14 protein-coding genes are annotated in these 15,846 nt (G+C 33.6%); 13 read left to right on the top strand and 1 reads right to left on the bottom strand.

Going from position 1 to position 15,846, the window contains the following annotated elements; translation table 11 throughout:
* Positions 1-111: 111 nt before the first annotated feature.
* Both GHD00_RS01095 and GHD00_RS01090 read left to right on the top strand, forming a co-directional pair.
* Entirely contained in the window at positions 112-282 is a 171-nt protein-coding gene (locus GHD00_RS01095; RefSeq protein WP_163536243.1) for a hypothetical protein, read from the top strand.
* Positions 283-474: 192 nt separating this feature from the next.
* Positions 475-1,020 (top strand): hypothetical protein, encoded by a 546-nt coding sequence (locus tag GHD00_RS01090; protein WP_163536242.1) that lies wholly within the window; start codon positions 475-477, stop codon positions 1,018-1,020.
* 166 nt (positions 1,021-1,186) lie between these two features.
* Here the strand turns inward: GHD00_RS01090 and GHD00_RS01085 are convergent, their stop codons facing one another.
* A complete protein-coding gene (locus GHD00_RS01085) occupies positions 1,187-1,363 on the bottom strand; it encodes a hypothetical protein (protein WP_163536241.1) in 177 nt (58 codons plus the stop codon).
* Between the two features lie 417 nt (positions 1,364-1,780).
* Here GHD00_RS01085 and GHD00_RS01080 point away from each other — a divergent pair, with 417 nt between their 5' ends.
* The 11 genes from GHD00_RS01080 to GHD00_RS01030 all read left to right on the top strand — a co-directional run bounded on the left by GHD00_RS01080 (position 1,781) and on the right by GHD00_RS01030 (position 15,846).
* Entirely contained in the window at positions 1,781-2,005 is a 225-nt protein-coding gene (locus GHD00_RS01080; protein WP_163536240.1) for a helix-turn-helix transcriptional regulator, read from the top strand.
* The gene (locus tag GHD00_RS01075) at positions 2,006-2,290 is read left to right on the top strand and encodes a hypothetical protein (protein ID WP_163536239.1); all 285 of its coding nucleotides are present in this window, start codon (positions 2,006-2,008) and stop codon (positions 2,288-2,290) included. It begins immediately after the preceding gene.
* A 349-nt stretch (positions 2,291-2,639) separates the two neighbouring features.
* Complete coding sequence (locus GHD00_RS01070; protein ID WP_163536238.1) at positions 2,640-3,626, top strand: alpha/beta hydrolase; 987 nt, start codon at positions 2,640-2,642, stop codon at positions 3,624-3,626.
* A gap of 177 nt (positions 3,627-3,803) precedes the next feature.
* A complete protein-coding gene (locus tag GHD00_RS01065) occupies positions 3,804-4,451 on the top strand; it encodes a LamG domain-containing protein (RefSeq protein WP_163536237.1) in 648 nt (215 codons plus the stop codon).
* A 162-nt stretch (positions 4,452-4,613) separates the two neighbouring features.
* Positions 4,614-5,396 carry a hypothetical protein gene (locus tag GHD00_RS01060; RefSeq protein WP_163536236.1) on the top strand — a complete coding sequence of 261 codons (783 nt, stop codon included), beginning with the start codon at positions 4,614-4,616 and terminating at the stop codon, positions 5,394-5,396.
* A gap of 369 nt (positions 5,397-5,765) precedes the next feature.
* Positions 5,766-6,413, top strand: a complete 648-nt coding sequence (locus GHD00_RS01055) for a YesL family protein (RefSeq protein ID WP_163536235.1) — start codon at positions 5,766-5,768, stop codon at positions 6,411-6,413.
* A gap of 43 nt (positions 6,414-6,456) precedes the next feature.
* On the top strand, positions 6,457-8,709 hold the full coding sequence (locus GHD00_RS01050) for a helix-turn-helix domain-containing protein (RefSeq protein ID WP_163536234.1): 2,253 nt from the start codon (positions 6,457-6,459) through the stop codon (positions 8,707-8,709).
* Positions 8,710-9,011: 302 nt separating this feature from the next.
* Entirely contained in the window at positions 9,012-9,977 is a 966-nt protein-coding gene (locus tag GHD00_RS01045; RefSeq protein WP_163536233.1) for an ABC transporter permease, read from the top strand.
* 18 nt (positions 9,978-9,995) lie between these two features.
* A complete protein-coding gene (locus tag GHD00_RS01040; RefSeq protein WP_163536232.1) occupies positions 9,996-10,901 on the top strand; it encodes a carbohydrate ABC transporter permease in 906 nt (301 codons plus the stop codon).
* 103 nt (positions 10,902-11,004) lie between these two features.
* Positions 11,005-12,621: an extracellular solute-binding protein gene (locus GHD00_RS01035; RefSeq protein WP_163536231.1), complete on the top strand. Its 1,617-nt coding sequence runs from the start codon at positions 11,005-11,007 to the stop codon at positions 12,619-12,621.
* A gap of 102 nt (positions 12,622-12,723) precedes the next feature.
* Positions 12,724-15,846 (top strand): alpha-mannosidase, encoded by a 3,123-nt coding sequence (locus tag GHD00_RS01030; protein WP_163536230.1) that lies wholly within the window; start codon positions 12,724-12,726, stop codon positions 15,844-15,846.

Raw genomic sequence — 15,846 nt, 5'->3', positions numbered from 1 at the left:
TATTTTTTATGAAACTTCAAAGAGGGGGTATTTCGTCTAAATATACAGGGACTTTTTTATTAAGTGAAAAACAGAGGATACTTTGCTCATTTAAAAAAAGGGGTGGTCATTGTGGAGACATTTGGGAGAGGTTGTTTATATATTATCATCGGGATGGTTGTCTTGTTTTTGCTAGCAGTTATAACGCAAAGTCATATTAATATTCCTATTTTCATCGCTATTCCCCTGGTGATATTAGCATTTTTTATAGCGAAGAAGAAAACAGACGATAAAGATGAGTGAATTACCGTAAATGGATTATATAAAAGATATATTAATGAAGAAGGTATCATTGACAGAGAAGCAGTATTATTTCTCGTTAATATAAATCGATTTTAAAACAACTAAACAATTTGTCGTGTCTGGAGTGGTGATAATATAGTCTTTGGCAAAATATATCGGGTGATCTTAGAGATAATCACATGAGGTGAGATAATGAATAAGAAGGTGTTATTTGTAGTCGCACTTATATTGTTAATCTGTGTTCTTTCTTTCTGGAAAATTATAGACTTACAAAATGAAGTTGCTCGTAATGAATATTTGAAGAATGATTTACTGACAGATAATTTGACCACCTTAAGTGAGAAATTGCTTTTCACTTCAGAAACTTTGAAAATGTACGATGAAAATTTCAATGATATGGAAAGGGAATTATTTGAAGATTCTTTAGCTAAGGATGCTTTTACTTTAAATCAAATGGGACATAGGATGAATACTTTAGTCCAACAGGATAAGCAATTACTCATTTATGAAGAAGGAATATGGAAAATAGAAAATATAATCGAAGACATTGAAAAAGGAACGATTACTAAAGAAGAAATGGTTAAGGATATTGCAGAAGTGATGGAAGGGCACTCACAAGAAATGTCTGATTTATTTTATAAAGAAAATATCGGCTATGTATCAGAGGATGAGCTTGATAGGGTAATGGATATTATAAACAGCATGAATGCGGAGATCGAAAAGGTAGTTTCATCATAAAAAAATTATCTTCCACAATCGGATAAATAGAGAATTAGAAAAAATTGTTTAAATAACGAACATTCGAGGGGTTTTTATGTTAATAAGGAATACTGCAAGCATTCTCTTCGTCGCCCCGGAAGGCTTTCCCTCCCATGTCTCAACGGGTCTTTTGCCCTCTCATTCCTCACTCAGATTCCTCAGTTAGCGGCAATAGTTCGATTTGGTCAAAGGCAGTCAGTGCTTCAATCCAAATCCTTCTCCAAACGTCACTATCAAACTCATTTTTAAACGGATCGACGTTATTTTCTTCTGTATTAAGCTTGTGAACAAGTACTTCCCATCCTTGATTAATCGCCTCCAATCGCTCGATATTTTTCGAGGAGACCGTCTCATCTTGAGTAATGATAAATACCCATTCCTTTTCGAAGGTCTAGCTTGACCTCTGGTGTCTTGTTGTATACTACGATAACTGTTGTGACGATATATATATTTCGTTTATTCAGCTGCACCAGCTTTTTAGACTGGAATTTTCAATAACCAATGATAGTTCAAATCGTCTTCTTATTCAATCATTTAGTGGTAAAATAGCTTCCCATTTCTGCATTTTAGTTATCCCATCTACTTTTAAATGTTTTATCGTTTTTGTGGACTCTTCATCTTAAATTTAAAGTGGTAAGTATTTATAACATTTAGTTAAAAATATTTTACTTTTTTATATAAATAGTTTACAATTTGTAAAAAGTATATTACAATAAACTTATCGTTGGGAGGTTGAAGAATGAATGAACATGGTGAAATCAAAAATCAATTACCTGTACTAAGAGCTAAAAAAGGTTATTCACAAAAAGATGTCGCAGAGAAAGTGGGTGTTAGTAGACAGACGATTGCCTCTTTGGAAAAAAATAAATATAACCCCTCACTCAAATTGGCATATGAACTTGCACTTTTATTTGAGGTGGAATTGCAAGAAGTCTTTCAATATCAATTAAAGGAGGAATTGTAAATGTTTTTCTATATTTTTCTTGGTGTTTTAATTGTTGCCATTACCTTTTGGTCTAAATTTCAATTTGGAGATGAAGGGAAGGATGAACGGGGACAAAAAATTCTTAACAGGTCTTATAGGATTATTTTTCCGATGTTTATCATTGGATGGGTGGTTGTTAGACTTTTCGAGGACTTTGTAATGCCATTAGATGGGGAAGGCTGGCGTATGGCTATGTGGTATTTAATAACGGGAATTATGATTCTGCATTCTGTTCTGATTTATATTTTTAGACGGGTTTATTAATCCATTTATCTATACTGTTTTACCCTTTACTAGGATTATTGGTGAGAAAGTTGATTGTGTTAAACTTTACGTCAATTAGCACCCTTTTTTCACTTTGAAAGGTACGTTTATAAAAACCAAAAATAAGCAAGGTGAAAGTAAAAAAAGCATATATTTTTATTAGCGCTCAGTCAATACGATCTGAGTTATTTTTTTTGCGGTGCAGAGTTGAAAATAATACAATATATTTTGTGATTTTGGAAAAATTTAATCAATAAAAAATATGGACAGTAAGTTATGATAACATGGAGATGTGTAGTCAATGAAATAGCTTTTAGTTTGTTTTGACACACTGAAAGGAGCTTTTAAATTGAAGAAAATCTTTAAAATTCTAGTCATCTTTGGGATTTCTTCTGTTGTCATTTATTTATGTATAGCATATGGATTAATATTTTTAAACGACGTAAAGCAACCTTCTGGTGAAAAGAAAAACTTACAATTTGAACATTTAAAAACGGATGAAATAGCATTACCAAAATTAAATGAATACGAAGCTAGGGACGGCACACAGTTAACTTACCGTTATTATGAATCTAGTGCGAATCAAGTCCTTATTTTGTTACATGGTTCAGGGTATCATAGTGACTATTTAGAGCCTCTGGCTAATTATTTATCAAATGAAAACATTGCTTCTGTTTATACCCCAAATGTAAGAGGACATGGGAATCGTGCAGACAATCGTGGGGACATTGATTATATCGGTCAAATTGAACAAGATATCAATGATTTAATTGAGCTAGTGAATGAACGACACCCGAATCAATCCATTGTGTTAGGCGGCCATTCAAGTGGAGGGGGGACTGTTATACGAATAGCTGGAGGCGAATATTCTCATGAAACTGTTGATGATTATTTATTAATAGCTCCATATGTTCACCATAAGGCACCTACGAATAATAGCGATGAAAATGGATGGGCAAATGTTAGTGTGCCTCGTATGATTGGGTTATCAATGTTAAACCAAGTTGGCATCACTCACATGAATGATACAAATGTTATATCCTTTAATATGCCGAATGAATACCGTGATGGTACAGAGACTTTAACGTACAGTTATCGTTTACAAATATCCATGCATCCTCGAGATGATTATAACCAAGATATTGCTTCGATGAATGGTGATGTGCTCGTCCTAGCTGGAAGTGAAGACGAATCATTCCAAGCAGAAAAATATGATGTTGTGTTTAACGTACATGACCAAACAGATGTTGTACTAGTAGATGGATTATCCCATTTTGGACCTATTTATGATGAGCAGGCACACAAAACAATAGCTGAGTGGTTAATATCTCAATAGTTGTTTTGTTCGGTAGAAAGTTTACCTTAGTTTGAATCGATTTTAACTAGAAAAATAGATGAAAATAATTACTTTTTTAAATTTGCTAATGCTAATTGTTCAATTCGGTTTGGAAACCTAAATTATACTTTGAGAATACAGTGTATGTGTGCAAAGTATTTTTTGAGGAGGTAAAATGTGGCTATATTATTTGCAAATAGAGAATGGAGTGTAAGGGATGAGGGGTATTTAGCAAAAGGGCCAGGTCCGAACTATTGGAGTAAAGAGAATGTTTGGTTAGATGATAGCGGAAAACTACATCTTGCCGTGAGATGGAATCCACTATATGCCTGTTGGGAATGTGCTCAGGTGAAATTAACCGATTCACTAGGTTATGGCACGTACCGCTGGAAAGTAGAGGGATTTCCTTCTCGAATGGATGAACAACTAATACTCGGACTATACACATATGATCAGTTTGCTATCGATGCAGATTACCGTGAAATTGATATTGAAATTGGAAAGTGGGGCGATCCCGATAATCAGAATAGTCAGTATGTGATTCGTCCATCTAACCCTAATGGGGGCTATAAATCGAGATTTAATACTACACAGACCGGCTCTTATATGATGTATGAATATACCTGGCAACCGGGTTTTCTTCACTTTAAAACGTGGCATGGACATGATTCAACAAAAAAACCTTTTCACGAGTGGACTTTTGAAGGTGATTTCGTACCCCAGCCAGGCAATGAAACAACTCAGATGAACCTGTGGTTATTTCGTGGTGAATCTCCACGACAAAATCATGAAGTGATTATTAAGGATTTTCATTTTATAAAGTAAGTATTGAAGCTGAGTAAATGAATATTATTTTTAAGGCGACCTAGATGGATCGTCTTTTTTTATCCAAAAACTAGAACGGCTTTTGGAATAATATGTTAATATAGTTTTGAGGAGAATATATATTTACAATGGGCAGAAGAATAGAAGAAGTTATGAGGGGGATTGGATATTAGACAAAAGGTCATTTTATGGGGAATAATTATTATTTTATTCATATTGGTCATTTATCAAGCACAAAACCGTGCAAGTGACAATCAAAATTATGAAGAGCAAATGGTTCAAATGGATGATCTTAAAAAAGAAAACCAAGAACTCAAGAAAGTCCTGGAAGAACTAACCGATGAAAATAACAGTCTAAAAAGTGAAGTACCAAGTGATTTTGAGGGTAACTTTGTTGTGGATGGTGTGTTAAAGAAGTTTGAAGACAAGGAACAACCAATAAAATACTTAGATAACATTTATGTACCTCTAAGTTTTGTCAACACAGGATTTGGAAAATCGGTAAAACAAGAAGGTCAAGCGGAAGAAACCAGATGGATTAAAATAGGGAATACATCGGTAATCAGTGAGGGATTCCGCCCGATAAATCAACAAGTAATCCATTCAAACAGCCCTTTAAGTGAGATCAATACGGTTTTAGGCCAACCATTAACTAAAAAGACTTATGAAAATGAGGTAACTGGAATAGAAGAAACTGAAGCAAAATATAAAGGTGTAGAAGTGATAACGGGGCGAAATATAACCGTAAATGAACCAGTACTTGAAACAAATCGGGGCATTACCATTTCTTCTACAAAAGAACAAGTAAGAGCTAAATATGGAGAACCATATAGTGAAAATAGTAGTAACGATAGATGGAGTTATGGAGATTATAAAGCCAATCTTTGGTTTGAATTTGAAAATAATATGGTAGTTTCATTTGGTATATATCATATTGATAGTTAGGAGATTAATAGCATTAACTTTAAAGTTCTTTTTTCAACTAGCAAGAGTATTTCTATTAGAAATAATGGCGAACACGAAGACACCACCTCTGGGCGTGGTTCACAAAAATATGCTGGAAGATTTACTGTAACTTCTATTGTTAACTGAGATTTTTGTATATGAAAAGGGGAGAGAATGAACTCATTATCATATTACGTGAAATGCTCTGTTACGGTATTGAATATTATTAAGTGATGTGCGTGAATGTTTGTTTTACTTTCTTACAAAGACAAGTGTTGGAATAGAAACACAATTATGTAAGGGCTTTCTTTTGTGGTTTTTTTGTTGTATTATAAAATTATATAGATATAATTTTATGGGGGGAAAAATGTGCCTTATCTAAATGGTTTTTTAAGACTTTTTTATAACTTTGGAAATTGGCTAGCTAAATTGATGTATCTTCAAATTTTGTGGGTTGCCTTTACTTTGTTAGGGTTAGGTATTTTGGGAATGATTCCAGCTACCATAGCAATGGTATACATCATACATAAATGGTTTTCTGAAGGATTTGATATACCTATTTTAAAGCAATATTGGAACTTTTATAAATCCATATTTTTTAAAGCAAATGCTTTTGGCCTAATATGGACAACTATAGGATTATTTCTTTATGCGGATTATTTTATTTCTAAACAATTTATACAATCGTTTTATTTTCATAGTTTTCTTATGGTGTTAATCGTATTGTTTTTCATCAGCCTATTTCACTTTTATACCATCTTTGTTCGCTACGAACTGAAGTTTCTGCAATACTTTAAACAATCATTACTGATTGGATTAGCAAGGCCGCTCGAATCTATAGCAATGGTATTATCATTATTACCGTTGTACTATTTGTTTAATTTCTTTCCAGTTTTCACAGCATTTATGGGAGTTTCTTTAACCTTCTACCCAATTGTTTGGTTTTCCTATCGTGCTTGTATGTTAGTGGAGCAAAAGAGAGAACAATTACAAATGAAAAGCACTACTTTATCGTAAATTACCATTTACTTGTTGTGTTTTTTGGAGGGGCTGTACTATTATGATTAGATCTAAGCTGTTAGTAAAATATATTGCTTCCTATTTACTTGTATTTTTGGTCCCTTTTATTATCATGAGCTCTATCATTTACTTGAATTCTGTTTCCAATTTAAAGGAAGAGATAGAGCAATCTAACATAAGTAAATTAGAGCAAGTGGCAACAATCACAAATGAAAGGGTAAGTGAATTAGAAACCATCGCGAATCGAATAGCATATGATCCTAGGTTAACGCCATATATGGTTAGCCATGAGTATTACGGTTCAGAAGCTATCGCTGAGTTAAGGAAGTATAAAGCGAATAGTTCCATTATTGAAGAAATTTTTATTTATTACCATGGAAATAATCGAATTTACTCTTCAGATGGATCCTATTCAGCTTCCTCTTTAATTGATAAATATCATTTTCATAACTGGAATAATAAACAGTTAATAGATAACTTGCATACTAATATTCCATTTAATACTGGTATTAAACAATTATCTAATACCGGAGAAGCAAATCAGGATTTTATTACATATTTTTTTCCACTGACATTAGATAATAATAACAGCTACGGATCAGTTGTATACTTGATCAAAGAACGTACCATTAATGAATTAATAGCTAACACAATGAATGAATTTAAGGGTAATGCATACATAATTTCTAATGATAACCAGATACTTGCTTCAACTGTAGAAGATAAAAATATTGATGTCTCTTCTATAGATATTGATAATAATAATTTTGGAGAAATAAATACAGTAGAATTAAATGGAGAAGAGTACTCACTTGCTATTGTAGAATCATCTATAACTGGATGGCAATTTATCATTATGATGGAAACAGAACAATTTCTTGAACCCTTATCCAATACTAGAATGCTAATTATATTATTATGTATTAGTCTGTTTGTCATAGGTAGTATTTTAGCCATCTTTCTTGCAAGAAGACAGTATCAACCAATTAGATCCTTATTTGACTCTGTAAGTCACAATAGAAATTTAGATTTAAAAGGTATTAACGAGTTAGATACGATAAAGAGAACGGTCACATCTGTTTTTGAAGACCATGAAATGCTAAGTGAAACAGTATTCAAACATCAATCGTTTGCAAAAGATCAGTTTTTAACTAAAATACTAAAAGGCGATTTTAGTAGTGAGAAAGAGATTAATAATTACAATGAAACATTACACCTTAATCTTCAAGGTAATTATTATTGCTCGATGATCATTTCATTAGAGAAGCATCCGTTATCCAAAGAAAAAATAACAGAACGAGAAACCATTTATGAACTTTTTAATGATGTAACGTTACAAGATGTAACAGCTTATGGTATTGATTTATTATATATGGACGCAATTGCTTTAGTTGTTAAAATCAATGGGGATCTTTCAGCAGCTCAAAACAAACGTAATGCATTTGTCAAACAATTAAAACAAGATATGAAAAATATACTTGTTATGAAACCTATAATAGGAATTGGTACGCTTTATGACAAGACTACTATGATTAACAGATCATATATCGAGGCTTTAGCAGCATTAGAGCATAGGTATTTTTACAATCAAGGTAGTTGTATTCATTTCGAAGATATAGAAGAAGATAAAGGATCAGATGTTGGTTATCCTAAAGATGATTTACTTAAAATAACACAAAGTATTAAGCAAGGGGATAGTCAAGTTGCCAAAGAAACTTTAACATCCATATTTAATTATTTACAATCTAGCGAACTATCCCTTTCTTTTTTAAAAGCTATTTGCTTTGATATTATGAATACCGTTATCAAAACAATCATTGAAATTGGTGTAAATCCTCCAAAACAAAAATTAGAACAAGTATTTGAATTTCAAACAATAGGGCAGTTGTATGAGGAATTGAATGAGCTAGTTATTTACTCATGCAAAGAAGTGAATAAGAATAAAAAGAGTCATAATGATCAACTAAAGCATGATATCATTGATTATCTTCATAAGAATTGCTACCTTTATGATTTATCATTAGAGCAAATAGCCATTACTTTTAAATTATCTGCTTCATATGTTAGTCGGTTTATCAAAGAACAGACAGGTTATACTTTCAAACAATATGTACAATATTTACGAATGACAGAAGTAAAGCGGCAACTAATAGAAACAGAAAAGCCAATAAAAGCTGTTGTATTAGATGTTGGCTATAAAGATGTGGCAAATTTTACTCGAAAGTTCAAAAATGAAATGGGTATGACTCCAGGGAAATATCGCCAGTTTTATTCACAGACTGTTAGGGGATAATTTTAGAAGGATTATAACTAATAGACTTCATCATTAGAACAATGAGGAGTCTATTTTTTTTATGTCTAAAACATAAAAAAATAGTTAATATCCGTTGTCAAAACGCGATTATCAAGAATGACATATCAATAGAGTTTTACATATTCCTTGTACTTTAAAACCTTGAAAACTCAGCCTTTGGTGTATCAATTGAACAAAAGTGACAAGAGGAAATAGAAATCACATATTGATAACGCTTTCTTTTTGAGGTTATGGTAAGAACAGTTACAAAAACTGCTCAAAGAAAAGGAGGTAAAACTAACATGAGTTTTGAATCAACTGTAACAAGTAAACAAAAAGAAAATGATTCTCCCATTAGATTAAAGAAGAAAAAAAATAAGAAAATTCTTCAAAACTGGCAATTGTATATCTTTATTTTACCAGCATTGTTGTACTTTATTATATTTCATTATGTACCAATGTATGGAATTCAAATTGCCTTTAAAGATTACATTCCTTCTATGGGTTTTTTAGGAAGTGAATGGGTAGGTTTTAAGCATTTTGAAAGATTTTTTAATTCCTATTATTTTTGGGATCTATTAAAAAATACATTAGGAATTAGCATTTATGAATTAATTGTTGGCTTTCCGTTACCCATTATTTTGGCTTTATTATTAAATGAAGCAAAAGATGGGTTATATAAAAGGACTGTACAAACCGTTACATATGCACCTCATTTTATATCAGTTGTAGTAATCTCAGGTATGATTATTGCCTTTTTATCTCCTACAACAGGTATTATCAATCACTTGATTCAATTCCTAGGATTTGAGCCTATTAGCTTTATGACAGATCCAAAATGGTTTAAGACCGTTTATGTTCTTTCTGGCGTTTGGCAAAGTACAGGTTGGGGAACGATTATTTATCTTGCTGCACTATCCGGTGTAGATCCTCAACAGCATGAAGCAGCAATCGTTGATGGAGCAACAAGATTTCAAAGAATTTTATATATTAACATTCCCACATTAGTGCCAACTATGGTTATTTTATTAATTATGAATTTAGGTAATATTATGGCACTTGGCTTTGAGAAGATTCTACTATTACAAAATCCATTAAACTTAGAGTCATCAAATGTCATTGCTACATTTGTTTACCAAGCAGGTCTACTAGAAGCACAATATAGTTTTGCAGCAGCAGTTGGATTATTTAATGCTGTTATCAATGCGATGTTATTAATAGCTGTTAATCAGCTTGCTAGAAAAACAAGTGAAACAAGCTTGTGGTAAGGGAGGTTATCTAAAAAAATGGATTCCACTTTGTATGAAACAAAAACGGATAAGGTATTTAAGTTTGTTGTATACTTTTGTCTAACAATTGCACTGTTAGTCGTGCTTTACCCACTCATTTATATTATTAGTGCTTCCATAAGCAATCCTACTTATGTAAATTCTGGGGAAATGTGGCTTCTTCCTAAAGATATTACTTTTGAAGGATATCGATTAATTTTCGGAAATGATTCCATATGGAAGGGCTACTTAATGACTGTTGTATATACTGGGTTAGGTACATTTATCAATTTGTTAGTGACGATCCCAGCAGCCTATGCCTTATCAAGAAAAGACTTTCATGGAAGAGGCTTTTTTACCGCTATGTTTGTGTTGACGATGTTTTTTACTGGCGGTTTAATCCCTACTTATCTAGTTGTAAGAGATTTAGGATTAATTGATACAATTTGGGCTATGGTTTTACCTAATGCTGCGGCAGTCTGGAATATTATTATCGCTAGGGTGTTTTTCCAATCTACGATTCCTAAAGGATTGGAAGAAGCGGCAACAATTGATGGAGCTTCTAACTTTAAATTATTTTTTAAAATTATCTTGCCTCTGTCCGCACCGATTATTGCTGTAATGGCACTATTCTATGGTGTAGGCCATTGGAATAGTTATTTCAATGCCTTAATCTATATATCCGATCGAGATTTATTTCCATTACAGTTAGTTTTAAGAGAGATACTTGTCTTACAAGATATGTCTTCTAACAGCACCAATATGACTGGAGAGACAGCGCAACTCATTCATAGCAACCAACAACTAGCAGCTATTATTAAATATGGTGTTATGATTGTTTCATCATTACCGGTTATCATTGTGTATCCATTTTTACAAAAGTATTTTGTTAAAGGTGTTATGATTGGTTCACTAAAAGGCTAAGAGATAGTGTATTTAAGTTTATTTGAAGGGGGTGATAGAAACAATCTAGTATGTCAATCTATTATTAAAGTGAGAACAATATTACAAAGAGAGGGGTTAAATAATGAGTGAAAAATGGTGGTATTTATTAATTAGCTTCATATGTTTTGCGTTACTTGTGGCATGTAATGACAGTGAATCATCAGGTGAAGATACAGAGGAGGAAAGTAATGAAACATCATCTTCAGATGTAGAAGTTAATAAAGAAGGTTATCCAATCGTAGATGAAGAAATTACATTGTCACTTATGGCACCTGGGACGGGATTGGCAGAATGGGAAGATATGCCGACTCTGACAGAATACTCAGAAAAGACAAATATCCAATTTGAATATGATACACCTCCATTAAGTGATTTTCAAACAAAATTGAACTTAGCATTTGCTAGCGGTGACATTGCTGATATTATTTTTGGAGCTGGAACTGCCAATTTAACACCAGGTATGGAAGTGGATTATGGACAACAAGGCATTTTATTACCCCTTGAAGATTTAATTGATGAGTATGCACCTAATTTTAAAGCACTAATGGAAGAAAACCCTGAAATTAAAAAGTCCATTACCACTACAGATGGGCATATATATGCGCTTCCTGCTATAAACCAACATCCTACTGCGGCATGGCCTGCTGGTCCAATGTGGTATAACGGAACTTGGTTAGATGCATTAGGGGTAGAAGAGGTACCTAAAACAACAGAGGAGTTATATGATTTATTAGTTCGTTTTAAAACAGAAGATCCAAATGGCAATGGTAAAGCGGATGAAATACCATTAATCGATGTTCAAATGAATAGTACAAGAAGATGGCTTTTGGCAGCATTTGGTATGAAAGAATGGGGAATTGAGGAAGTAAATGGTGATGTTCGTTATGCTCCCATGACGGATAATTATAAAGAATACTTAACATATATGAATAAATTATATGAGGAAGAATTGCTCGACCCTGAAACATTCTCACAGGCTGATGAGCAAAAGAAAGCAAAAGGACAAGAAAATCGTTTAGGACTATTTCCAGATTGGTTCTCTTTCTTTACAACGGGTGAGACTGAGGATGAAGCAATGAATAATCCAATGTTTCACCCATTAACGAGTGATGTATCTCCGGAAATAGTGTTACCAGGTAACCCAGGAATAAGTAGAGGTGCTTTTGCCATCACTCATAATAATGAACATCCTGAAGCCTCTATGAGATGGATCGATTATTTGTATTCACAGGAAGGTAGAGATTACTTTGATCAAGGTCCTGAAGGTTACTTATGGGAAGAAGGAGAAGATGGACAAAGAGAGTTCTTGGAAGTTCCGGAAGAGTATGATAGTTCTGAAGACTATCGTGGAACCTTAACACCAGCATATGGCATTACTGCACCTATGCTAGTTGACTTAGTTGAGGATGCACCAAGATCAGATTTTGATTTATTTATTGAAGAAGAAACCCAAGAAAAAGTAGATCCATATGCAGAAACAGCATTTCCTTTAGTCTATTTAACAGATGAAGAGCAAGATACAATCAATACAATTGAAGTAGATTTAGAATCCTATGTTGAACAAATGGAAGCTAAGTTTATTACTGGAGTGGAACCGCTCTCGAATTGGGATGAATATATTCAAACCATTGAGAACATGAATATTAAGAAATATATTCAAATTCACCAAGTTGCATATGACCGATGGGCAGATAGCTAGTTGTAATGGATAATTAATGAAATGGCTCGTTTTTTACATCCGTACATTAGGTGAAAAGAGCGAGCCATTCTTACATATTGAGTTATTTAGAGGTGATCGTAAATGTTTTTAACAACAGATAAGTTAAATGCCAGAATTACCGAATTAGAAAAGTATCGATATAGAGAAATCATTCCCCTTAACGAATGGTCTTATCAAGAAGATCAAGAAGGTCAAGTTGGGGTATATCCTCCAATAGAATACAGTGATCAAAAAACGATGTACATAGGTGATACATGGCAAGGCAGAGATTTGTATATTTGGCTTTCTAAAGATATCAAAGTGCCTGAACATTGGGATAAAGAAAAAGTGGTTGGTATATTTGACTTTGGTAATACAGGAGCTGGAAATAACTCTGGATTCGAATCCCTATTATTTGTAGATCGGCAACCATATCAAGGTGTCGATTCCAATCATAAAGAGGTATTCTTTTCTAGTGAAGTAACAGGGGATACGATCCGGTTAGATTTTCGTTTATGGTCTGGACTTGAAGGTGGAGGGCAGCCAAGAGATCAGTTTTATCGATTTGAACATGCAAGCTTAGCCTGTTTGGATGAACTTGTGGATCATTTTTATTTTGACGCAAAAGTGATTCTTGAAACGATTAAACATCTTCATGACACACAACCAGAAAAATCTAAACTAACACAAATGTTAAATAAATCAATGAACTACATTAATTGGTTAAATCCTGGTTCGGAAAGTTTTTATCAATCGATTTATGAAGCAAATCATTATCTGTCTGAAAGCCTTCAAGCTTCGGATAAATATAGTGATGTGCTTTTCCATTGTATTGGACATACCCATATTGATGTGGCGTGGCTATGGCGCTTAAAACATACTCGTGAAAAATCTGCTAGATCTTTCAGTACTGTCCTACGATTAATGGAACAATACCCTGAATATCTATTTTTACAAAGTCAACCTCAATTATATGAATATATTAAAGAAGACTATCCTTCTATTTATGAAGAAATCAAGAAGAAAGTTAGAGCAGGGAAATGGGAAGTAGAAGGCGGTATGTGGGTGGAAGCTGATTGTAACATTCCTTCAGGGGAATCATTAGTTCGCCAATTGCTTTTAGGGACAATGTTTTTTAGAGAGGAATTTGGTAAAGAAAATGAAGTGCTATGGCTTCCAGATGTATTTGGCTATAGCTGGGCATTACCGCAGATTTTAAAAAAATCTGGATTTACATCATTTATGACTACGAAAATTAGTTGGAATCAATTTAATAGAATGCCTCATGATACGTTCATGTGGAGAGGTATTGATGGAAGCGAAATACTCACACATTTTATCACCACAACAGAACCTTGGCCTGCATCTACTTATTATACATACAATGGCTTTATGCAGCCACAAATCTTATTGGAATCATGGGAAGCTTATAAAGATAAAAATGTGAACCAAGACCTACTGTTAGCTTATGGTTATGGTGATGGAGGTGGCGGTGTTAATCGAGAAATGCTAGAGATGCGTCGTCGAATGGATAAAATTCCAGGGCTGCCACATGTTAAGCCAACTACAGCAAGTCAATACTTTAAAAAATTGCAGAAAACTATCGAAAAAACGGATGAATATGTTCATACATGGGATGGCGAGTTATATCTAGAATTTCACAGAGGTACCTATACATCCCAAGCATTTATGAAACAGATGAATAGAAAGCTCGAGTTATTGTATCGAGAAAGTGAATGGCTGAATAGCTGGGCAAGTATAAAAGAAGGTTTTGATTTCTACCCAAATCAATCATTAACAGATGGATGGAAAGTGATATTAAGAAATCAATTCCATGATATTATACCTGGATCATCGATTAAAGAAGTATATGAAGATGCTAGGGAAGAATATAAAGAAGCAGAAGGGATTGTAAATGAGACATTAGATCATGCAATGAATGCACATGTAAGCACATCATCGGATCATGCATGGACTGTCTTCAATACCTCTTCATGGGAAAGAGATGATAAGGTTCTTGTTCCTCATGTGACAGAAGGAATCTGGATGGATGGCCAAGGTAAAGAGTTGCGAACGCAGTATGACCATGATGGTTGTCATATTGAAGTGAAGAATATTCCAGCATTAGGCTATAAAACGATTTATTTCGAATCAAAACCATCCGTAATGGGTAAAAGAGAGAAATTTACGAAACTATCACATAGTGTTGAATCGCCATTTTATAAGATTCAATGGAATGATAAAGGGCAATTAATCAGCATATGGGACCGGAGAGAAGATAGAGAAGTATTACAGAAAGGCGAAGTCGGAAATGATTTGCAAATATTTGAAGATAAACCATTAATGTTTGATGCATGGGATATTGATATTTTTTATCAAGAAAAGATGGAACATGTTGATAACCTATTAAAAGTCGAACAAACAGATACAGGAGATTTGTATACAAAGGTACATTTCGAATGGAAATATGGGGAATCGATAATCAAACAAGATATGATTCTATACGCAGATCATCCAAGAATCGACTTTCATACTTCAGTAGATTGGCAGGAAAGACAACGTTTACTAAAGGTAGCATTCCCTGTTAATATCCGCTCAACTGAAGCAACCTATGATATTCAATACGGAAATGTGAAACGACCAACTCACTGGAATACGAGTTGGGATTACGCAAGATTTGAAAGTGTAGGTCATAGGTGGTCTGATTTGTCGGAGGCAAACTATGGGGTCAGTTTAATAAATGATAGTAAATATGGTTATGACATTAAAGATAATGTAATGAGGTTATCCTTGTTAAAATCTGCTACATATCCTGATCCTGAAGCAGATAAAGGACAACATCAATTTACGTACTCTTTACTACCACACCAAAAGGACTGGAGAGAAGGGAAAGTTCAGGAGTATGCCTTCAATATCAACCATCCATTAAGGATTGTAGAAGGGCAAAAACAATTAGCAGAACAATCATTCTTATATAGTTCTTCTTCCAATATTGAAATCGATGCGATTAAAAAAGCGGAAGAGAAAGATGCGATCCTTGTTCGTCTTCATGAGTTTCATGGCCAACGTGGGGAAATCACTTTACATAGTGATCTAAAAATCACTTCTTGGCAAGAGTGCGATTTAATGGAAAGACCTATAGGGCAAAAGCATGCTTTGAATGAAATAACATGTCATATTCAACCATATGAAATAAAAACATTCTTAATAGATTTTGATGATTAG

Source organism: Gracilibacillus sp. YIM 98692, from assembly GCF_010993965.1.
Classification (GTDB): Bacteria; Bacillota; Bacilli; order Bacillales; family Amphibacillaceae; genus Gracilibacillus.
The sequence above is the reverse complement of the archived record's forward strand: the minus strand, read 5'-3'. Positions and strand labels throughout refer to the sequence as shown.